Genomic DNA, 19379 nt, shown 5'->3' on the forward strand with positions numbered 1-19379 from the left:
CGATGACCCTCGTCGACGAGGACGCGCCGCGGGCCGAGCCGCCGCGACCGCCACGCCGCCGGGCCCCCTCCGGGACGCGCTGGCTGCGCTGGCTGGACGAGACCGGCGACCACCTCATCTTCCACATCACCGCGGTGCTGTGGATCCCGCGTACCCTGCGCCGCTACCTCAGGGAGGTGCAGCGCCTGCTCGCCGAGGTCGCGTTCGGCAGCGGCGGCCTCGGTGTCATCGGCGGCACCGTCGGCGTGATGATCGGCATGACGCTGGCCACCGGCACCGTCGTCGGCCTGCAGGGCTACGCGGCGATGAACGAACTGGGCACCACCGCGTTCACCGGCTTCATCTCCGCGTACTTCAACACCCGGGAGATCGCCCCGCTGGTGGCCGGCCTGGCCCTGTCCGCCACCGTCGGCGCGGGCTTCACCGCGCAGCTCGGCGCGATGCGGATCAACGAGGAGGTCGACGCGCTGGAGGGCATGGGGGTGCGCAGCATGCCCTACCTCGTCACCACCCGGATCATCGCCGGCGTCGTGGCGATCGTGCCGCTGTACGGCATCGGCCTGCTGAGCAGCTACGCGGCCTCCCGGCTGGTCACCGTGTGGGTCAACGGCCAGTCCTCCGGCACCTACGACCACTACTTCAACCTGTTCCTGTCGCCCGCCGACGTCCTGCTGTCCACCCTCAAGGTGCTGATCTTCAGCGTCGTGGTGATCCTCGCCCACTGCTACTACGGCTACACCGCCAAGGGCGGCCCGGCCGGAGTGGGCATCGCCGTGGGCCGGTCGGTGCGCAACGCCATCGTGATCATCTCGGTGACCGACTTCTTCCTCAGCCTGGCGATCTGGGGCGCGACGACCACGGTGCGGGTGGCCGGATGACCACCACCGACACCCGGACCCCGGCCGCTCCCGCCGCGCCGCGCCCCCGCCTGGGCGCCACCGCCCGCCGCCGCACCGCCGGCATCGTCTTCCTGCTGGTCCCGGCGCTGCTGGCGTGGCTGGCCGTCGCCGTCTACGACAAGTCGTTCGCCCACGAGGCGACCGTCACCGTCGAGACCGGCAGCACCGGCAACGAGATGCACCAGGGCGCCGACGTGAAGATGCGCGGCGTCGTCGTCGGACGCGTCGCGGCCATCCACGCCGACGGGCAGGGCGCCCGGCTCACCCTGGCCCTCCGACCGGGCGCACTGGACCGCATCCCGGCCGGCGTCACCGCGCAGATGCTGCCCACCACGCTCTTCGGCGAGCGCTACGTGGCCCTGATCCCGCCCGCCGACGCGGTGTCCGGCGGCCCCGCGCTGGCCGCCGGCGACACCATCGGCCAGGACCGGTCGGGCGACGCCATCGAGCTGCAGCAGGTGCTCGACAACGTGATGCCGCTGCTCACCGCCGTGCAGCCGCAGAAGCTGGCCGCCACCCTCAACGCGGTCGCCACCGCGCTGAACGGCCGCGGCACCCAGCTCGGCACCACCCTCGCCCAGCTCGACCGCTACCTGACCAAGCTCAACCCCGAACTGCCCGCGCTGAACGACGACATCAAGCAGCTCGTCACGGTCAGCCACGTCTACGACAGCGCCGCACCCGACCTGGTGCAGGCCCTCACCGACTTCACCAGGACCAGCGGCACCATCGCCGAGGAGCGCGCCGACCTCAGCACCCTGTACGGGTCGGCGACCTCCACCGCACAGGACCTCACCACCTACCTGCGGCAGAACCAGGACAACCTCATCCGGCTGTCCGCCGACAGCCGCGGCACCCTCGGGCTGCTCGCCGAGTACGCCCCCTCCTTCCCGTGCACCCTGCGCACCCTCGCCGACTTCGTGCCCGTCATGGACAAGGCACTCGGCAAGGGCACCTCCCAGCCGGGGCTGCACGTCGACGTCACCTCGGTGCCCTCCCGCGGCAAGTACGTCGCGGGCCGGGACACCCCGGTGTACGGCGCCGGCGGCGGCCCGCAGTGCTACCCCGTCCCGTACACCGGCCGCGGCACCACCCCGCTCGCCAACTCCCCGCAGGAGAACGAACTGGTCAACGAACTCCTCGCGCCGGCCACGCACACCTCCCCGGCGGACCTGCCGGACTGGAGCAGCCTGCTGACCGGGCCCGTCTTCCGCGGGACGGAGGTGACGGTGCGGTGAAGCGCCGCTCCCTGACCGGGCCCGTCGTCAAGTCGCTGATCTTCGTCCTGGTCACCGCACTGGCCACCGCCGTGCTGGCGATCAGCATCGCCGGCGCCGCAGTCGGCGACACCAGCGGCTACAACGCCCGGTTCACCGACACCACCGGCCTGGCCGCCGGCGACAGCGTGCGGATCGCGGGCGTCAAGGTCGGCCAGGTCGACTCCATCAAGGTCGTCGACCGCCGCTACGCGCAGGTGCACTTCTCCGTGCAGAAGAACCGCGCCCTGCCCGCCTCGGTCACCGCGACCATCAAGTACCTCAACATGGTCGGCCAGCGGTACGTCGACCTCGGACAGGGCACCGGCCCGGTCGGCGGCGTGCTGCCCGCCGGCGGCACCATCCCGCTCGCCCGCACCACACCCGCGCTCGACCTCACTCAGCTCTTCAACGGCTTCCAGCCGCTGTTCCAGGGCCTGGCGCCCACCGAGATCAACCAGCTCTCCGGTGAGATCGTCCAGGTGCTGCAGGGCGAGGGCGGCACCGTCGACCAACTGATCAGCAGCATCGGCTCGCTGACCACCACCCTGGCCGCCAAGGACCAGGTGGTCGGGCAGGTCATCGACAACCTCAACGCGGTCCTGACCACCGTCAACACCCGCGAGTCGGGCTTCAACGACCTGGTCACCACCCTCCAGCAGCTCGTCTCCGGCTTCTCCCAGGACCGCGAGCCCATCGGCCAGTCGATCTCCGCCATCTCCCGGCTCACCACCAGCACCGCCGGACTGCTCGACGACGGACGGCAGCCGCTGAAGGACTCCATCGCCCAACTCGGCCGGCTCTCCACCAACCTCGCGGACAACAGCCCGGAGCTGGAGAACTTCCTGACGAAGACACCGCAGAAGTTCCAGGCCGTCGGGCGCGCCGCCTCCTACGGGTCCTGGCTCAACCTCTACCTCTGCCAGGCGACCGTGCGGGGAGTCACCACCTCCGACGGCAGCACGCCGCCCACCGGCATAGCGATCACCGAAGCGAGGTGCCGCTCATGACGCCCGGACGCACCGGACCGCGGCCGGCCGCGGGACCCGGGAGGCTCTCCCGGCTGCGGGCGGCCGCGGGCACCGGGACCGTCGCCCGGCTGCGGCGGGTCCCCGGGCTGCGGCGCCTCCTGCGGGACCCCGCCCGCCGCGGCATCCCCCTCTTCCGGCCGCTGCGCGAACGCAGTCCGGTCGCCGTGGGCGCCGCGGGACTCGTGCTGCTGGCCCTGGTCAGCCTGGTCGCCTACAACGCCGACGCCCTGCCGCTGATCGGCGGCGGCACCGGCTACTCCGCCGACTTCAGCGAGGCCGCCGGACTGCGGCCCGGCAACGAGGTGCGGGTCGCCGGCGTCAAGGTCGGCAAGGTCACCGGGGTCTCCCTGGACGGCGACCGGGTCAAGGTCACCTTCACGGTCCGCCACACCTGGATCGGCGACTCCAGCACCGCCGCCATCGGCATCAAGACCCTGCTCGGCGAGAAGTACCTGGCCGTCGACCCGCTCGGCAACCGCCCCCAGGACCCCGCCCAGCGCATCCCCAGAAGCCGCACCACCTCGCCCTACGACGTCACCCAGGCGTTCAACGGCCTCGGGCAGACCCTCGGCGCGATCGACACCCGGCAGCTCGCCGCGAGCTTCCAGACGATCTCCGACACCTTCAAGGACACCCCCGCCTCGGTGCGCAGCGCCGCCACCGGGCTCTCGTCACTGTCGAAGACCATCTCCAGCCGCGACGCGCAGCTCGCGGACCTGCTGGCCGGCAGCAAGCAGCTGACCAAGACGCTCTCCGACCAGAACGGCCGCTTCCAGCAACTCCTCACCGACGGCAACCTGCTGCTCGGCGAGATCCAGCAGCGGCGCGACGCCATCCACTCCCTGCTCACCGGCACCCAGGACCTGGGCACCCAGCTCAACGGCCTGGTCGCCGACAACAACCGGCAGCTCGCCCCCACCCTGGACGCCCTCGACCGGGTCACCGGCGTGCTGCTGGCCAACCAGTCCAGCCTCGACAAGGTGCTGGCCCTGGCCGGCCCCTACTACCGGGTGGTCGGCAACACCCTCGGCAACGGCCGCTGGTTCGACAGCTACCTGTGCGGTCTCGTGCCCAGGAACTACCTGCCCAAGGGCACCCCGCCGGCCACCGGGTGCATGCCGCCCAAGGCGACAGGAGGCACCTCATGATGTCGGTGCGGTCCGTCCGGTTCCGCCGCCCCGCGCGGGCCGGCGACGGCAGCCCGGACCTGTGGCGCACGCTGCTGCGCGCCGGAGTCGTCGTCACCGTCCTCGCGGTGGTCGCCGGCGCCGCCGCCGCGGGCGTCCGGGCCTTCGGCGGACCCGACGGCCCGCGCGTCACCGCGTACTTCGACCGCACCGTCGGCGTGTACAAGGGCTCCGACGTGCGCGTCCTGGGCGTCCGGGTGGGCACGGTCGAGGCCATCCACCCGCGCGGCAAGCAGGTCGAGGTGACGCTGCGGCTCGACCACGGCGTGAAGGTCCCGGCCACCGCGGGCGCGGTCGTCGTCGCCCCCAGCGTCGTCGCCGACCGCTACGTCCAGCTCACCCCCGCCTGGACCGGCGGCCCGCTGATGAAGGACCACGACGAGATCCCCGCCTCCCGTACCGCCACACCCGTCGAGGTCGACCAGCTCTACGACAGCATCACCCAGCTCAGCAACGCCCTCGGACCCGGCGGCGCCAACGCCACCGGCGCCCTGTCCCGGCTGCTGGACACCGGCGCGAAGAACCTCGACGGCAACGGCAAGGCGATCGGCGACAGCATCGCCCAGCTCGGCGCCGCCTCCAGGACGCTGGACGGCCACAGCGGCGACCTGTTCGCGACCCTGTCCTACCTGCAGTCCTTCACCACCATGCTGAAGAACAACGACGGCAAGGTGAAGGCCGCCACCGACCAGCTCTCCTCCGTCACCGGATTCCTCGCCGAGGACAAGCAGAACCTCGGTGGCGCCCTGCAGCAACTGTCCACCGCGCTCGGGCAGGTGAAGACCTTCATCGAGGACAACCGCGGCCGCCTGAAGACCAGCATCTCCCGGCTGGCGCCGATCACCCAGACCCTCGTCGACCAGCGGGCCTCCCTCGCCGAACTCCTCGACACGGCGCCGCTGGCCGCCGACAACCTGCTCAACGCCTACGACCCGCAGCACGGCACCCTCGACGGCCGCGCCGACATCAACGAGCTGAGCATGGGCCCCGATCTGACCGCCGCCGGTACGGCGGCCACCACAGCCGCCACCACGTCGGCCGCGAGTGGGTCGGCCGCCAGTACGACGGCCACCGGCACCAGGTCCGGCCTGCGGCCGGTCACCCCCGGCACCGGCACGCTGCCCCTCCCGCTGCCACCGATCGGCACCGTCTACGGCAGCGCACCGGCCGAACGGGCGGGCCGATGAACCGGCGGATCACCACGGCGGCAGCCGGCGCCGCCCTCGCCCTGACCCTCACCGGCTGCGGCTTCGGCGGGGTCCAGTCCCTGCCGCTGCCCGGCGGCGCGAACGTCGGCGCCCACCCCTACACCGTCAAGGCCCGGTTCGCCGACGTCCTCGACCTGGTGCCGCAGGCGTCCGTGCGGGTCAACGACGTCGCCGTGGGACGCGTCACCGGTATCGCCCTCGGCCCCGACGGCTGGTCGGCCGTGGTCACCATGCAGGTCAACGGCAAGGTGCGGCTGCCCGCCAACGCCTACGCGCACCTGGAGCAGTCCAGCCTGCTCGGTGAGAAGTACGTCCAGCTCTCCGGCCCGCCGAGCGGCGAGTCCGCCACCGGACGGCTGGGCGGCGGCGCGACCATCCCGCTGTCGCACACCAACCGCAACCCCGAGGTCGAGGAGGTCTTCGGCGCCCTGTCGATGCTCCTCAACGGCGGCGGCATCCAGCAGCTCAAGACCATCAGCACCGAGCTCGACAAGGCGCTGGCGGGCAACGAGCCCCAGGTCCGCGACATGCTCACGCAGGTCGACACGCTCGTCTCCGACCTCGACACCCACAAGCAGGACATCACCGACGCCCTCGACGGCGTCAACCAGCTCTCCGCCACCCTCGCCACCCGCGACCAGAAGATCGGCACGGTGCTCACCGGGCTGAGCCCCGGTCTCAAGGTGCTGGACCAGCAGCGCGGTTCGCTGGTCACGATGCTCCGGTCGCTCGACACCCTCTCCGGCGTCGCCGTGGACACCGTCGACAGGAGCAAGGACGACATGGTCGCCGACCTCAAGGCCCTGGCGCCGACCCTGCAACGGCTCGCCGACGCCGGCCGGGACCTGCCGGACTCGCTCCAGGTGCTGCTCACCTATCCGTTCACCGACGAGGTCCTCAACGGCGTCAAGGGCGACTACCTGAACGCCTACCTCGACCTCACCGCCGCGCCGGGCACCCGGATCGTCCCGGCGCTGCTGCCCGAGGACAGCACCTACCCCGGCGTCGGACCCACCCCCGAATCCCAGCGCAACGCGCGGACGCTGCCGCTCCCGCTGCCCTCGGTCACCGCCACGAAGGGCGGCCGCTGATGCTCACCAAGGCCACCGTCGCCAAGAACATCGCGTTCCTGCTCGTCGCCGTCCTCGTCCTCGGCTACATCGGCGTCCGGTACGCCGACCTCGGCAAGTACGCGGGCCTGCGCGGCTACTACACCGTCAAGGTCGAACTGCCGGAGGCAGGCGGCCTGTTCAGCAACGCCGACGTCACCTACCGGGGCGTGTCGGTCGGCCGGGTCGGCCCGGTCCGGCTCACCGACGACGGCGTGGAGGCGGAGCTGCACATCGACGACTCCGCCCCGCGCATCCCCGACCGGCTGAAGGCGGTCGTCGCCGACCTGTCCGCGGTCGGCGAGCAGTACATCGACCTGCGGCCCAGCACCGACGACCCGCCCTACCTGCACAACGGCTCCCGCATCACCGAGGCCGACGCGAGCGTCCCGGCCCCGGTCACCAACCTGCTCACCAGCGTGAACGACCTCGCCGCGTCGGTCCCGCTGGACTCGCTGCGCACGGTCGTCGACGAGTTCGGCAAGGCGTTCAACGGGCAGGCGGGCAACCTCCAGTCGCTCCTCGACAGCAGCGGCGACTTCATCTCCGCGGCCGACGCCAACCTCCCCGGCGACACCCGGCTGATGCTCGACGCGCGCACCGTGCTGCACACCCAGGCCGACGAGGGCGGCGCCTTCACCTCGTTCGCCTCCAGCGCCAACCAGCTCGCCGCGCAGCTCGACTCCTCCGACACCGACCTGCGCCGGCTGATCACCGCCGCGCCGGAGGCAGCCGGACAGGTCAGCGCGCTGCTGCGGGACGTCGGCCCCGACCTCAGCGTGGTCCTGGCGAACCTGCTGACCACCTCCGACGTGGCGGTGACCCGGCAGAACGGCATCCAGGAGTTCCTGGTCAAGGTGCCCGCGGTGGCGTCCGCGGGGTCGACCGTGGTCACCTCCCACGGCGTGCTCGTCGGGATGGCCGTCACCTTCTTCTCACCGCTGCCGTGCACCTCCGGCTACGGCGGCACCGCCTACCGCAACGGCCTGGACACCGGCGCACCCGCCACCGCGTTCAACACCGCGGCCCGCTGCACCGCCTCCGCCTCCTCCGGCACCGACGTCCGCGGCTCCGCGAACGCCCCCGGCAGCGGTGCGGTTCCGGCACCCGCCCAGCCCGGTTCCGTACTGCCGACCGGCACCCTGGCCGGCGACACGACGGTGACGGGTCCGTACAGCGGAGCCGGAGCCGGAGCCGGAGCCGGAGCCGGGACCGGGACCGGGACCGGTGGCGGGTTCGACACCGGGAACGGGACCGGGGGGCGTGAGGCGGCGGCCCTGCCCGGCGCGCTCGGCCTGCCCGGACTGCCGCCCGGCGGCCCCACCAGCCTCGCCGGTCTGCTCGGACTGGAGGACACACCATGACGAGGACCCGGGTGCCCGCGCGCGTCAGGGCCCTGCGCCGGGCCACCGTGATCTGGACGGCCGGCTGGACGGCGGCCGCGCTGCTGCTGGGCGTCGCCGTGTGGTCGTACACCGCGGCCCGCGGGGACGACGCGCTGCGCTTCGGCAAGGCCCGCGACGCCGCGCTGGCGGCCGGCCGCCAGGACATCGCCCGGCTCAACACCGTGGACGCCGCCCACCTGGACCGCGACCTCGGCCTGTGGCTCGACGCGACCACCGGACCGCTGCACGACCAGCTCACCCGCAGCCACGGCGCGGACGCCGGCGCGCTCAGGACGTCCGGCACCTCGACCAGCGGGACCGTCACCGACGCCGCCGTCACCGAACTCGACACCAGGGCGGGCACCGCGAAGGTCATCGCGACCGTCCAGGTGCGCGTCACCCCGCGCGGAGGCACCGCGACCACCGACCGCAAACGCTTCGAGGCGGGCCTGTCCCGCACCGGCGGCTCCTGGAAGCTCACCGCGCTCACCGCGGTGCCGCTCGGCACGAGTTGAGGACGGACGGCATGGGCGACAGGGACGACGTGAAGGAGGCGGTGCCGGTGAGCACCACCGACGAGGACACCCCCGGGGCCGTCATACCGGCCCCGCGCACCTCACCCGAGAACGAGCCCGCCCCGGCGCCGGAGCGCGGCCCGCGCCGGCGGGGGCGGACGATCGCCGCGACCGCGGTGCTGACCCTGGTCGTGCTGCTGGCGGGCGCCCTGCTCGTCGCCGCCCAGCAGATGAAGGACCCGGCGGCCCGCGACAACCGCGCGCTCACCGACGCCGCCGCCACCGACCAGGTCACCGGCGACGTCAGCAACGCGCTCAGCCAAATCTTCGCCTACACCCCGCAGGACACCCAGTCCACCGCCCAGGCGGCCCGCGACCTGCTCGCGGGCGCGGCGGCCACCCAGTACCAGGAGCTGTTCGCCCGGATCCGCGGGCAGGTCGCCGACCAGAAGCTCATCCTGACCACCCGGGTGGTCAGGGCCGGCGTGGTCTCCCTGACGTCCACCCGCGCCCGGCTGCTGGTCTTCCTGGACCAGACCGCACAGCGCGCCGGCGCCACGGCCACCAGCGCCGCCGCCCAGCTGTCGGTGACCGCCGAGTACACCGGCGGCCGCTGGCGCATCACCGATCTCAAGGCCCGGTAGGGGAGAGGCAGATGGCCGAGAACGACGACTCCGGCAGGGCCGGGGACGGGACCGCGCGCAGCCCGCTCCTGATGGTGGCCGCGGCCCTCGCCCTGGTCGCGGCGGTGGCCGCGGCCTGGACCGGGTGGTCCTGGTACGGCGCGGCCCACGACGGGGACGCGGCGTTCGCCCGGGCCCGCGACACGGCCCTGGCGGCCGGCGAACAGGCCGTGCAGAACATGAACACGCTCAACCACAACGACCTGGCGCACGGCCTGGACGTCTGGGAGGGCAGCACGACCGGAGACCTGCACAGCCAACTCGTGCAGGGCCGCGCGGACTTCGAGAAGCAGGTGCAGCTCGCGCAGACCGACAGCACCGCCAAGGTGCTGTCCGGCGCCGTGACCGAACTCGACACCAGGGCCGGCAAGGCGAGCGTGATGGTCGCCCTGCGGATCACCGTGCAGGCCCCGAAGAGCAAGCCGTCTGTGAAGGAGAGCCGGCTGCTGGGCGAGCTGACCCGGACGGCGGCCGGCTGGAAGCTGAGTGCGCTCGGGCAGGCGCCGATGGGGGACGGCGCGGCTTCGGACTCGTCGTCAGGTCCGGCTTCGGGTTCGTCGTCGGGTTCGGCTTCGGGTTCGTCCCCGGGTTCGGCGTCGGGTGGTCCGGCCGGCACCGCTCCCAGCGCCCCCGCATCCCACGCCCCCGCATCCCACACCCCGGCCACCACGCAGCCGACCAGCGGCCGATGAGCGCCATCTGAGAGGACCGGCCCAGCCATGTCGACGACCCGCCACCTGATCAACCGCCGGCGCAGGCTCGCCGCCGTCGCCGCGACGACCCAGCCGCGTACCGTGCGGCCCGCCACCGGCCGGTCCGGCTCCGGCGCCACCGCCGGGGACGTGGCCGTCGCCGAGCCCGGCGTCACGGAGCCCGGTGAAGCCGCGGAAGCCGAGGACGCCGGAGATGCCGGAGCCGCCAGGGAATCCGGGGAATCCGGAGAGGGGCGTCCGGACGGGAGCCCCGAGGCCGGGGGAGCGGCCGCCGCGGCCGCGGCACCGTCCTCCTCACCCGTCCGGCTTACGGCGGCACGGCTGCGGAGCCTCCCGCCGCGGACGGTCCTCACCGCGGTCCTCGCCGTCCTCACCGTGCTGCTCGGCGGCTTCGCGGCCCTGGCCGGCGCGAAGGCCGGTGACCTGCGCGACGCGTCCGCCACCGGCAACACCGCGCTGACCGACACCGCCCGTACCAGTGAGGTCAAGGGCGCTGTCGCGACCGACGTCAACGCCGTCTTCTCCTACGACTACGCCGACGCCGCCAGGACGGACGCGGCCGCCAAGCGTCTGCTCACCGGCAACGCCGTCCAGCAGTACGCCGGCATGATCGCCGAGGTCCGGGCGCAGGCGCCGAAGCAGAAGCTCGTCCTGACCACCACCGTCACCAGCACCGGCGTCGAGTCGATCACCGGCGACCGGGCCCGGGTGCTGGTCTACGCCGACCAGCGCAACACCAGCACCGCGGCCGGCAGCGGCGGCACCACGTACGCGGCGGCGATGTTCGCGGTGGACGCGGTCCGGCAGGGCGGCACGTGGAAGATCGCCTCCATCGACACCTTCGGCTGACGTCCCCCGGCAGGCACTATGGGAATGAGCGGCGGTCCCGCAACGTGTGCGAAACCGTGTGGTGCAATGCTCATGGTCCCCCGATGCGGTCCCCGGCGGGGGGAGGTGGCCTGACCGGCAAGGATGGATGGATAACCGACATGGACAAGCAGCAGGAGTTCGTTCTCCGCACCCTGGAGGAGCGGGACATCCGCTTCGTTCGGCTGTGGTTCACCGACGTGCTCGGCTACCTGAAGTCGGTCGCCGTCGCCCCCGCCGAGCTGGAGCAGGCCTTCGACGAGGGCATCGGCTTCGACGGCTCGGCCATCGAGGGCTTCGCCCGGGTCTACGAGTCGGACATGATCGCCAAGCCGGACCCCGGGACGTTCCAGGTGCTGCCGTGGCGGGCCGAGGCCCCCGGCACCGCCCGTATGTTCTGCGACATCCTGATGCCGGACGGGTCGCCGTCCTACGCCGACCCCCGCTACGTCCTCAAGCGCGCCCTGGCCAAGACCTCCGACCTCGGGTTCACCTTCTACACGCACCCCGAGATCGAGTTCTACCTGCTCAAGGACAAGCCGCTGGACGGCGGCCGGCCCACCCCCGCCGACAACTCCGGCTACTTCGACCACACCCCGCAGAACGTCGGCATGGACTTCCGGCGGACCGCCATCACCATGCTGGAGTCGATGGGCATCTCGGTGGAGTTCTCGCACCACGAGGGCGCCCCCGGCCAGCAGGAGATCGACCTGCGGTACGCCGACGCGCTGTCGACGGCCGACAACATCATGACGTTCCGGCTGGTGATGAAGCAGGTGGCGCTGGAGCAGGGGGTGCACGCCACGTTCATGCCCAAGCCGTTCTCCGAGCACCCCGGCTCGGGCATGCACTCGCACATCTCGCTCTTCGAGGGCGACCGCAACGCGTTCTACGAGTCCGGCGCGGAGTTCCAGCTGTCGAAGGTGGGCCGCTCCTTCATCGCCGGCCTGCTCAAGCACGCCGCGGAGATCTCCGCGGTCACCAACCAGTGGGTCAACTCGTACAAGCGGATCTGGGGCGGGTCGCAGCGGACCGCGGGCGCGGGCGGTGAGGCGCCCTCGTACATCTGCTGGGGCCACAACAACCGTTCGGCGCTGATCCGGGTCCCGATGTACAAGCCCGGCAAGACCGGGTCCACCCGGGTGGAGGTCCGCTCGCTGGACTCCGGCGCCAACCCCTACCTGTCCTACGCGGTGCTGCTCGCGGCCGGCATGAAGGGTATCCAGGAGGGCTACCAGCTCCCGCCCGGCGCCGACGACGACGTGTGGGCCCTCAGCGACTCCGAGCGGCGCGCCCTCGGCATCGAACCGCTCCCCCAGAACCTGGGCGAGGCGATCGACCTGATGCAGCGGAGCGAGCTGGTCGCCGAGACGCTCGGGGAGCACGTCTTCGATTTCTTCCTGCGCAACAAGAAGCAGGAGTGGGAGGAGTACCGCTCCGAGGTCACCGCGTTCGAGCTGAGGAAGAACCTGCCGGTGCTGTAGGGCCAGGTCACCAGGTCACCAGGTCAGGGGCACGTTCCTGGTCGTGCCCGCTCCGGGGCGACGGCTGCTTGCCGTCGCCCCGCGGTGCTGTGCACGCGGCCTGGGCCGTCTGTGGGCTGTCTGGCATGACCGTGGGGCCCTGCTGAGCCGCATACCGGTGTCTCCGCTTCCTGGGTGGGTTGCCGGCGTCGGGGCAGATGCGCATGTCGGCGGAGCACGACCACCCCGGGTACGTCGGCGGGGGCGCCGCTTGGTGCCGTGGCCGTGATCAGCTTGGTCGGCCGAGCAGGCGCGGTGGGCTCGCATCGTTGCGGGGGCCGACGCGCGTTCGCGTTCGCGCGGTGCGTCCTCCCTGGTGAGCGCTGTCGGAGGTGGGCGGTAGCCTCCGGTTCACCGACTGGGGAAAGTGGGGGAGGCGTTCGTGGACGCACGCACCGCGGAACAGATCCTGAGGGAGAGCTGGGAGCGGTACGCCCAGGAGACGCTCGCGGATGCCGGCCAGGAGTACCCGGGCCGGGACAGGGTCGTCGCACTCTTCGGAGAACCGGCCGCGTTCGAGGAAGTCGTCGCGCCCTTCGGTACCCGGTGGCCCGGTCTCGCAGGCGTGTCGTCCGAGCCCCGGCGGACGCCGGTCATGTGGCGGCGCGGGTGCTCGCCACTCTGTTGGAGGACGACGGCGCCGTTGAGGACCTGGGCCTTCTGGACCGGCCCCACCTGAGCAAGGATCTGGCCGGCCTTGCCGAGGAAAGCGGTCTGGACGGCGGCCGTTGGCCCTACGACCTGGCGGACGTCGTCACGGTGCTGCGGTCGTGGGAGGAGCGCTTCGGTACCCGGCTGGTCGGGCGCGGGGACGACCGCATGGTGGTCTCGGTGGCGGCGCCCGTCACGACGTCGAGTGAAGCCGAAGCCATCGCCGCTGAGCACTTCGCGTTCGCGTCCGACACCATCACCCAGGGCGACGACGAATCCCTGCGCGCCTACGCCGCCCACCAGATTCTGGGCGCGCAGGTGTGGTCCTTCTGGGGGGACTAGCGAGCGAGGGCTACACGTACCAGTCGTCGCCGCCCTCGGCGAGGGAACGGCCGAGGTAGTCCCGCAGGTCGCTCGCCACCCAGCGGCGGCTGTCGGTCTCGTGCTCCCAGACGAAGATGTCCGGCCGCTGCGGGGCCTCTACGAAGGCGAACTGGTCCCCGCCCCCGTTGTCGCCGAAGAAGAGGAAGGAGTCGAAGGACATGGAGAGCTGGGCGAGGGAACGGTCGGTCCGGATGAAGATGTTCTGCTCGACGATCTCCTCGACCGGCCAGACGGTGTCGACCCCGGTGTGCCCGATGATGCCGCCGCACTCCAGGAGCAACTGCCCCAGCCCGGCGGGCAGGTCACGCCCGAGGCGTGCCTCCGCGTCAGCAAGGTCCGCCACCTGCGCGGGACTTCGGAATCGCGCCCCGGGAAAGACCTGGAGTGCCGCTTCTCTCCACATGGTCCGGGAGACTACCCAGCGCCCGGACCACGAAGGCAGCGGCCCCGCCCGCCGACTGCGCGCTGATCAACGAACTGATGGGCCACGCCGGTTGGTAGGGATGCGTCATGCTGGGGTTCTTCCGTCGGCGCAGGGGGCAGGCATGGGGGCGCGCGGCTTCTGGGCAATCTTCATCCGCAACGTGGTGTGCGCGGCGATCGGCACCGGAGTGCTCGCTGCCGCTTGGTGGTTGTTCTTCCGCCGGTGGCCCTGGGTCTGGGGTTCGGTCGTCTACGGGCTCTGGGTCCTCGGCCTGGTGGTGGCCATGTCCGTGATGCAGTGGCGGACCAGGCGCGGGATGTGGCGGTGACGGTGCCTGTCGCCCGCGTGGCGGCGCGCAAGGGGGCGCATCCCGGAGGGAGTCGCGTCGGCGGGATCACAGACGGGGGTCTGGTCGTTCGTGGCCGGCGTTGCCATGATCGCGGGGGGAGAGAAGAGGGGGGCGATGCTTCACGAGATGTTGCTGGTCGCCGTGGTGATTGCCGTAGGGCTCTACGCGGCGATGGGCGTCATGGCCCTCACGACCGGCCGGGCCGTGCTGTGGCGGCGGGAGGACATCCTCCGGCCGCGGCTGTGGGGGTGGGGAGCCCTGCTCTTCGCGTCGGGGCTGGGGTTGTCCCGGTTCGCCGGCTCACTGCACGACCGCACCGTCTCCGACGTCGCCTTCGCCTGCAGCATGCTCCTGCTGATCTGCGGCGTGGTGCTGCAGCACTTCGGCCAGCGCGTCGGTCAGCGGGCCGGCCGCTGACCTCGGCTGAGGCGGGGCCGCCGTCCCGGGCCTCCGAGGGGCTGAGGGCGGGGTGGGGCGGAGCGCACTGGCGGACTCCTGAGCCGGAAGTCCCCCGGACGGCTCAGCTGCGTGCCTCCCAGACCTCCCGGTCGGAAATGCAGACGGACGCGGATCCCGACCACCTCGGCACCTCCGGGAGTTCACGGACCATCGCGGGCACCTCGGGCTCGAACCGCAGCAGGACCACCGTCTTCCAGCCGTGCGGGATGGCGTCCCAGCTGTGTCCGAACTGCTGGGTGACGCCCATGACCGTCGCGGTCACCGACACGACGTCGGTCGGTTCGAGCCGCCGGTAGCAGTAGGCGAAACGTGTGCCGACCGGTATGTCGGCGGGGCTGTAGGCGAGGAACACCACCTCCTCGTTCGCGGCGCGTTCGGGCAGCGCGTGCCCCACGTGTCCGAGCGACTCCACGCTGACACGGTTCTCGACCAGCAGCACGCGCTCACCGACGGGTATGTCCCTCTCCGCTCTCATGCCGCCATTCTGATGCGGCGACGATCATGGAGGAACCAGGGCCCCCGCCCGTCCTCCCGGCGCTGCCGGAGCCGGCTCCCGCCCGGTGCGACGGCAAGATGAGGGTGTGGAGGACGAAGCGGTGCGCGACCGCGTCTGGTATGCCGCGTACGGGTCGAATACCCATCGCGCGCGGCTGGCGTGCTATCTGGAGGGCGGGCGGCCCGCCGGGGCGCTGCGGGTGTACCCGGGGGCCAGGGACCCGGCGCCCCCGCTGCGGTCGGCGGCGGTCGAACTGACGGGCGTGGTGTACTTCGCGACCCACTCGCCGGTGTGGGGCGGTGGCCGCGCCTTCTACGACCCGGACGCGGGGGGCCGTGCCCTGGCGCGGGCCCACCTCATCACCGCCCAGCAGTTCTCCGACATCGCGGCCCAGGAGATGTACGGCGAACCCGGCGTCGATCTGGACCTCGCCGAGGTCCTGGCCACCGGCCGCTGCGTGCTGGGGCCCGGCCGCTACCAGACGCTGGTCCGGGCAGGGTTCCTCGACGGGCACCCGCTCCTCACCCTCACCGCGCCCTGGTCCCTCCGCGACCTGCCCTGGACCGCCCCCTCCGCCGCGTACCTGCGGCACCTGAGCGCCGGCCTGCGCGAGGCCGGCGCCTGGGACGACGCGGTGATCGCCCGTTACCTCGCCGCCTGCCCGGGCGCGGCCGGCCACTGGACCGCCGAGGGCGGCGTGCTGGGCCCCGCCGGGGCCTGACCGCTCGCTCCTGACCGCCCGGGTCCGACCGCCCGGGTCCGACCGCCGGCTCCTGACCGCCCGGGTCCGACCGCCCGGCCCTGCCCCCCGAACCCGCGCCAACCACCTGACGCTACGGCAGGTACGCCGGTGCCAGAGCGGAACGGGTGAGGAGGCGCGGAGCGCCGGTGCCGTCGGCCGGCACGGAGTACAGGTCCGAGCCGTAGTCCCCGGGCAGCGCGTACACCAGCGTGTGGTCGTCCGACCAGACGGCCTGGTCGTCGACGTCGCGCGTCTCCGCCGTCGCGTGCTCGCGTCCGGTGGCCAGGTCGAGCACGTACAGCCGCCAGGGCGCGTCCGCGGGCAGGCCGGGGACGCGCTTCTTGTACGCGATGCGGGTGCCGTCGGGTGACAGGGACGGGCACTCGACGTTGCCGTGCACGGTCACCGCGGCCTTCGTCGCGGTGTCGCCGCGGATCAGGTACGTGTGGCCACCGGTCGCCACGGTGGCGTAGAAGTGGCGGTCGTCGGCGAAGGTGACACCCCAGAAGTTGAGGTCGGCGGCCCGGAGCCGCGAGCCGTCCCGGGTGACGGTGTAGTCCTCCAGCGTCGGCTCCAGGGCGCCGGTGCGGGTGTCCAGGATCGAGGTGCGCGTGGAGAAGTCGGTGCCCGCGTAGCTGTCGCCGCCGACGAAGACGGTCCAGGCGACCATCCGCCCGCTCGGCGAGACCCGGGCCCGGGTGGGGATGCCGGCCAGGTCGACCTTGCGGGTGACGTGCAGCCCGGCGTCCAGGACGACCGCGCGGTACGAGTCGCTGACCGGACCGTGCACCGCCTGCAGGCAGATGCCGGTGCCGCCCGCCGCGTAGAAGCGCAGGCACTTCACGCCGGAGGCGGTCCGCGGTCCGTCCGGGTCGCCGGCCGGCACGGTGGCCAGTTCGTCGCGGTGCGGACCCCAGGCCATCGAACGGAAGACGATGCGCTGCGGGCCGCCCGCGGTCAGCGACACGGCGCCGGAGGCCACCGTCGGGCCGCCCGGCTGGACCCGGTCCTTCGCGTGCGCGCGGTCCGAGGCCCGCCAGACGGCCGCCCCCGCGACGCACGCGAGCACCAGCACGCAGGCCAGCAGCACGAGCAGCCGCCGTCCGTTGCCCGACACGGCCCCGCCACGACCGGGCGCCCCGGTATCCGGGCCCGCGGCGGCCGCCTCCCCGCGCACCTCGCCGACCTCAGCCATCCGCACCCCTTCCCGTCTCCGCCGCGGCCGCCGGCCGCAGCCGCAGTGACACCAGCACGCTCAGTGTCAGCGCCACCGCCGCGCCGCCGAGCGCGGACCGGTCGCCGAACGCGGTCCAGGCCGCGCCGAAGGCGATCGAGCACACGAACCGGGCCGCGGCCTGCCCGGTCTGCACCAGCGCCAGCCCGCTGGAGCGCAGCGCCGCCGGTACGGATCCGGCGGCCGCCGCCATCAGCACCCCGTCGGTCGCGGCGTAGAAGGTGCCGTGCAGGGCCAGCACCACGTACGGCAGGAGGCCGGCCCGCAGATGCGACAGCAGCAGCCCGTACGCGGCCAGCAGCGCGAGGTGCCCGCCGACGAACACCCGCCAGCGACCCACCCGGTCCGCCCAGCGGCCCAGCGGCACCGCCAGCAGCAGGAACGCGGCGGCCGTGCCCAGCGGCAGCAGCGCGAACCAGCGATCGGGCACGCCCAGCCGCCGCTGCAGCAGCAGATAGACGAACGAGTCGCTGACCGTCGCCAGGCCCAGCGCCACCGCGCAGAGCGTGAGCCCGCGCAGCTCCCGCCGGCCCAGTAGTCCCAACGCGGCCCGCAGCGACGGGCGTTCGGGGGGCGCCGCGTCCGCGGGGGCCGCCGGGGCCGTGCCCGCAAGCCCCGGCTCGGGGGAGCGGGACGGCACGAACAGCAGCAGCACCACCACGCCGAGCGCGGCCACGCAGAAGCTGACCGTGAACACCGCGTCGTATCCCTCGGCGGCCTGGCGCAGGATCAGGAAGGCGGCCAGCGGTCCGAGCAGGGCGCCCGTGGTGTCCATCGCCCGGTGCACCCCGAACGCCCGGCCGCGGGTCTCCGGCGGCGAGGCGAGCGAGATCATGGCGTCGCGGGGCGCGGTGCGCAGCCCCTTGCCGGTGCGGTCGACGGCGAGCACCGCGCCGATCAGCGGCAGGGTGTGCACGGCGAGCAGCAGCGGCTTGCAGAGCGCGGACAGGCCGTACCCGAGGACGGCCACCGGCTTGTGCCGCCCGCCGCGGTCGGCGAGGTGCCCGCCGACCAGCCGGAACAGCGCGCTGAAGCCGTTGTAGACGCCGTCGAGCAGACCGAAGCCGAGCGGGGACAGGCCCAGCCCGGTGACCAGGTACAGCGGCAGCACGGCCGTGACCATCTCCGACGAGATGTCGGTGATCAGGCTGACCGCGCCGAGCGCGAGTACGGTGGCGCCGACAGCCGTCCGCCCGGGGAACGGGCCCCGGGCGGACGGTGCGGTCACCGCGGGAGTGCTGCCGCGGCTCTCGCTGACGTACATGCGTCAGTTGGCCCAGACGCCGGTGATGTCGGACGCGGACGCGGCCTGGCCGGCGTGCGTCGACGTCCCCGCCAGGTCCTCCAGGGTGCGCAGCAGGTTGTAGTGGTTGTACGTGGTGGCGCTGGAGCTGCCGGCGGTGACGGGCTGGCCGTACAGCACGGTCGGGATGCGGTTGCCGCTCAGCGAGTTGTCCTCGTCGAAGGTCACCACGAGCACGCTGTCGTGGGTCTTGGCCCAGGTGGCGTACGCGCCCAGGTTGTTCTTGATCCAGGTGTCGCCGGTGGACACCGAGCAGTCGTGCATGTCGCTGCACAGGTTCGGGGTCACGAACGACATCTTCGGCAGCGTGGAGTAGTCCGTGGGGAACTGCGCGAAGGTCTTCGCGGTGTTGACCGGGACGTTGGAGAAGCCGAACCACGGGTTGTGCTTCTGCGCGTAGTTGCCGCTCTTGCAGGTCGTGGAGCCCTGGCTGGGCAGGGTCTCGTTGTAGCTGCCCCAGGTCTTGCCGGCCGCGATCACCTCGGAGCCGAGGTTGGCGGCGGAGCTGAAGCCGGGCTTGACGCAGCTGTCGTCGGTGACGCCCTGGGTGGAGCCGGAGAACAGGGCGTAGTAGTTGGGCTGGCTCGGGTGCGTGATCGCGTAGCTCTGCGTCAGGTTGGCGCCGCCCGCCTTGAGCGTGTTGTTGATGTACGGCGCGCTGGAGCTGCCGATCACCTGGCTGTAGGCGTGGTTCTCCATGACGACCACGACGACGTGGTCGGGGCTGGGCACGGCGCCCGCCGCGTGTGCGTTGCCGCCGAGGCCGGCCCACACTCCGGCGGACGCGGCGGCGAGGCCGCAGGCGGTCAGGAGCGCGGTGCGACGGCGGGGCGAGATCCACCCGGGCACGGGTTACCTCCGGTAAGGGGAAGGGGAGTGCACGGAACAGTGGTGTGCATGCCAAGCGTTGGGGCTGACGGGACCCCGGGGACACCCGCTGCCGGTGAACGACCGGCGAACG

General features: G+C 72.6%; 20 protein-coding genes and 1 pseudogene. 16 read left to right on the forward strand and 5 right to left on the reverse strand.

Going from position 1 to position 19379, the window contains the following annotated elements:
• Positions 1 to 2: 2 nt before the first annotated feature.
• The 13 genes and pseudogenes from K7862_RS02100 to K7862_RS37245 all read left to right on the forward strand — a co-directional run bounded on the left by K7862_RS02100 (position 3) and on the right by K7862_RS37245 (position 13369).
• On the forward strand, positions 3 to 878 hold the full coding sequence (locus tag K7862_RS02100) for an MlaE family ABC transporter permease (RefSeq protein ID WP_262412527.1): 876 nt from the start codon (positions 3 to 5) through the stop codon (positions 876 to 878).
• Positions 875 to 2137, forward strand: coding sequence for an MCE family protein (locus K7862_RS02105; RefSeq protein ID WP_222959855.1), 1263 nt, complete (start codon positions 875 to 877; stop codon positions 2135 to 2137). The genes K7862_RS02100 and K7862_RS02105 overlap by 4 nt, the downstream gene beginning before the upstream one ends.
• Positions 2134 to 3165, forward strand: coding sequence for an MCE family protein (locus K7862_RS02110; RefSeq protein WP_222959857.1), 1032 nt, complete (start codon positions 2134 to 2136; stop codon positions 3163 to 3165). The genes K7862_RS02105 and K7862_RS02110 overlap by 4 nt, the downstream gene beginning before the upstream one ends.
• Positions 3162 to 4334, forward strand: a complete 1173-nt coding sequence (locus tag K7862_RS02115) for an MCE family protein (RefSeq protein WP_222959859.1) — start codon at positions 3162 to 3164, stop codon at positions 4332 to 4334. Before K7862_RS02110 ends, K7862_RS02115 begins: the two co-directional genes overlap by 4 nt.
• On the forward strand, positions 4331 to 5560 hold the full coding sequence (locus K7862_RS02120) for an MCE family protein (RefSeq protein WP_262412528.1): 1230 nt from the start codon (positions 4331 to 4333) through the stop codon (positions 5558 to 5560). Before K7862_RS02115 ends, K7862_RS02120 begins: the two co-directional genes overlap by 4 nt.
• The gene (locus K7862_RS02125; RefSeq protein ID WP_222959861.1) at positions 5557 to 6672 is read left to right on the forward strand and encodes an MCE family protein; all 1116 of its coding nucleotides are present in this window, start codon (positions 5557 to 5559) and stop codon (positions 6670 to 6672) included. The genes K7862_RS02120 and K7862_RS02125 overlap by 4 nt, the downstream gene beginning before the upstream one ends.
• The gene (locus K7862_RS02130; RefSeq protein ID WP_222959863.1) at positions 6672 to 8054 is read left to right on the forward strand and encodes an MCE family protein; all 1383 of its coding nucleotides are present in this window, start codon (positions 6672 to 6674) and stop codon (positions 8052 to 8054) included. The genes K7862_RS02125 and K7862_RS02130 overlap by 1 nt, the downstream gene beginning before the upstream one ends.
• On the forward strand, positions 8051 to 8590 hold the full coding sequence (locus K7862_RS02135; protein WP_262412529.1) for an Rv1363c family protein: 540 nt from the start codon (positions 8051 to 8053) through the stop codon (positions 8588 to 8590). The genes K7862_RS02130 and K7862_RS02135 overlap by 4 nt, the downstream gene beginning before the upstream one ends.
• A gap of 11 nt (positions 8591 to 8601) precedes the next feature.
• Positions 8602 to 9234, forward strand: coding sequence for a hypothetical protein (locus K7862_RS02140; RefSeq protein ID WP_222959865.1), 633 nt, complete (start codon positions 8602 to 8604; stop codon positions 9232 to 9234).
• Positions 9235 to 9245: 11 nt separating this feature from the next.
• A pseudogene (locus K7862_RS02145) lies at positions 9246 to 9794 on the forward strand (Rv1363c family protein); the annotation flags it as partial.
• Between the two features lie 198 nt (positions 9795 to 9992).
• Entirely contained in the window at positions 9993 to 10835 is an 843-nt protein-coding gene (locus K7862_RS02150; RefSeq protein WP_222959867.1) for a hypothetical protein, read from the forward strand.
• 140 nt (positions 10836 to 10975) lie between these two features.
• Positions 10976 to 12337 carry a gamma-glutamylpolyamine synthetase GlnA2 gene (gene glnA2, locus K7862_RS02155; RefSeq protein ID WP_222959869.1) on the forward strand — a complete coding sequence of 454 codons (1362 nt, stop codon included), beginning with the start codon at positions 10976 to 10978 and terminating at the stop codon, positions 12335 to 12337.
• A gap of 648 nt (positions 12338 to 12985) precedes the next feature.
• Positions 12986 to 13369, forward strand: a complete 384-nt coding sequence (locus K7862_RS37245) for a DUF4253 domain-containing protein (protein ID WP_308011798.1) — start codon at positions 12986 to 12988, stop codon at positions 13367 to 13369.
• 10 nt (positions 13370 to 13379) lie between these two features.
• Here K7862_RS37245 and K7862_RS02165 read toward each other — a convergent pair whose 3' ends face one another.
• Entirely contained in the window at positions 13380 to 13754 is a 375-nt protein-coding gene (locus K7862_RS02165) for an SMI1/KNR4 family protein (RefSeq protein ID WP_308011799.1), read from the reverse strand.
• Between the two features lie 202 nt (positions 13755 to 13956).
• Here K7862_RS02165 and K7862_RS02170 point away from each other — a divergent pair, with 202 nt between their 5' ends.
• Complete coding sequence (locus tag K7862_RS02170) at positions 13957 to 14163, forward strand: hypothetical protein (RefSeq protein WP_222959875.1); 207 nt, start codon at positions 13957 to 13959, stop codon at positions 14161 to 14163.
• Between the two features lie 135 nt (positions 14164 to 14298).
• On the forward strand, positions 14299 to 14601 hold the full coding sequence (locus tag K7862_RS02175; protein WP_222959877.1) for a hypothetical protein: 303 nt from the start codon (positions 14299 to 14301) through the stop codon (positions 14599 to 14601).
• Positions 14602 to 14704: 103 nt separating this feature from the next.
• On the opposite strand, the gene K7862_RS02180 is transcribed toward K7862_RS02175, so the two are convergent.
• Positions 14705 to 15118, reverse strand: coding sequence for a hypothetical protein (locus K7862_RS02180; RefSeq protein ID WP_222959879.1), 414 nt, complete (start codon positions 15116 to 15118; stop codon positions 14705 to 14707).
• Positions 15119 to 15224: 106 nt separating this feature from the next.
• Here K7862_RS02180 and K7862_RS02185 point away from each other — a divergent pair, with 106 nt between their 5' ends.
• The gene (locus tag K7862_RS02185; RefSeq protein ID WP_308011800.1) at positions 15225 to 15860 is read left to right on the forward strand and encodes a histone deacetylase; all 636 of its coding nucleotides are present in this window, start codon (positions 15225 to 15227) and stop codon (positions 15858 to 15860) included.
• 112 nt (positions 15861 to 15972) lie between these two features.
• On the opposite strand, the gene K7862_RS02190 is transcribed toward K7862_RS02185, so the two are convergent.
• Genes K7862_RS02190 through K7862_RS02200 form a run of 3 tightly spaced genes read right to left on the reverse strand, consistent with a single transcriptional unit; the run spans position 15973 to position 19267 of the window.
• Entirely contained in the window at positions 15973 to 17076 is a 1104-nt protein-coding gene (locus K7862_RS02190; RefSeq protein ID WP_262412530.1) for a TolB-like translocation protein, read from the reverse strand.
• Complete coding sequence (locus tag K7862_RS02195) at positions 17069 to 18379, reverse strand: MFS transporter (RefSeq protein WP_222959881.1); 1311 nt, start codon at positions 18377 to 18379, stop codon at positions 17069 to 17071. Before K7862_RS02195 ends, K7862_RS02190 begins: the two co-directional genes overlap by 8 nt.
• Before the next feature lie 3 nt (positions 18380 to 18382).
• The gene (locus K7862_RS02200; protein WP_308011801.1) at positions 18383 to 19267 is read right to left on the reverse strand and encodes an alkaline phosphatase family protein; all 885 of its coding nucleotides are present in this window, start codon (positions 19265 to 19267) and stop codon (positions 18383 to 18385) included.
• Positions 19268 to 19379 lie beyond the last annotated feature (112 nt).

It is taken from the genome of Actinacidiphila acidipaludis, assembly GCF_019890725.1.
In the GTDB taxonomy this organism is placed as follows: Bacteria; Actinomycetota; Actinomycetes; order Streptomycetales; family Streptomycetaceae; genus Actinacidiphila; species Actinacidiphila acidipaludis.

What these genes read in the sequence shown, in the direction of transcription:
- K7862_RS02100 (WP_262412527.1), top strand. Translation starts at nt 3, where the DNA reads ATGACCCTCGTCGACGAGGACGCGCCGCGGGCCGAGCCGCCGCGACCG.
- K7862_RS02105 (WP_222959855.1), top strand. Translation starts at nt 875, where the DNA reads ATGACCACCACCGACACCCGGACCCCGGCCGCTCCCGCCGCGCCGCGC.
- K7862_RS02115 (WP_222959859.1), top strand. Translation starts at nt 3,162, where the DNA reads ATGACGCCCGGACGCACCGGACCGCGGCCGGCCGCGGGACCCGGGAGG.
- K7862_RS02120 (WP_262412528.1), top strand. Translation starts at nt 4,331, where the DNA reads ATGATGTCGGTGCGGTCCGTCCGGTTCCGCCGCCCCGCGCGGGCCGGC.
- K7862_RS02125 (WP_222959861.1), top strand. Translation starts at nt 5,557, where the DNA reads ATGAACCGGCGGATCACCACGGCGGCAGCCGGCGCCGCCCTCGCCCTG.
- K7862_RS02130 (WP_222959863.1), top strand. Translation starts at nt 6,672, where the DNA reads ATGCTCACCAAGGCCACCGTCGCCAAGAACATCGCGTTCCTGCTCGTC.
- K7862_RS02135 (WP_262412529.1), top strand. Translation starts at nt 8,051, where the DNA reads ATGACGAGGACCCGGGTGCCCGCGCGCGTCAGGGCCCTGCGCCGGGCC.
- K7862_RS02140 (WP_222959865.1), top strand. Translation starts at nt 8,602, where the DNA reads ATGGGCGACAGGGACGACGTGAAGGAGGCGGTGCCGGTGAGCACCACC.
- K7862_RS02150 (WP_222959867.1), top strand. Translation starts at nt 9,993, where the DNA reads ATGTCGACGACCCGCCACCTGATCAACCGCCGGCGCAGGCTCGCCGCC.
- glnA2 (WP_222959869.1), top strand. Translation starts at nt 10,976, where the DNA reads ATGGACAAGCAGCAGGAGTTCGTTCTCCGCACCCTGGAGGAGCGGGAC.
- K7862_RS02170 (WP_222959875.1), top strand. Translation starts at nt 13,957, where the DNA reads ATGGGGGCGCGCGGCTTCTGGGCAATCTTCATCCGCAACGTGGTGTGC.
- K7862_RS02175 (WP_222959877.1), top strand. Translation starts at nt 14,299, where the DNA reads ATGCTTCACGAGATGTTGCTGGTCGCCGTGGTGATTGCCGTAGGGCTC.
- K7862_RS02180 (WP_222959879.1), bottom strand. Translation starts at nt 15,118, where the DNA reads ATGAGAGCGGAGAGGGACATACCCGTCGGTGAGCGCGTGCTGCTGGTC.
- K7862_RS02190 (WP_262412530.1), bottom strand. Translation starts at nt 17,076, where the DNA reads ATGGCTGAGGTCGGCGAGGTGCGCGGGGAGGCGGCCGCCGCGGGCCCG.
- K7862_RS02195 (WP_222959881.1), bottom strand. Translation starts at nt 18,379, where the DNA reads ATGTACGTCAGCGAGAGCCGCGGCAGCACTCCCGCGGTGACCGCACCG.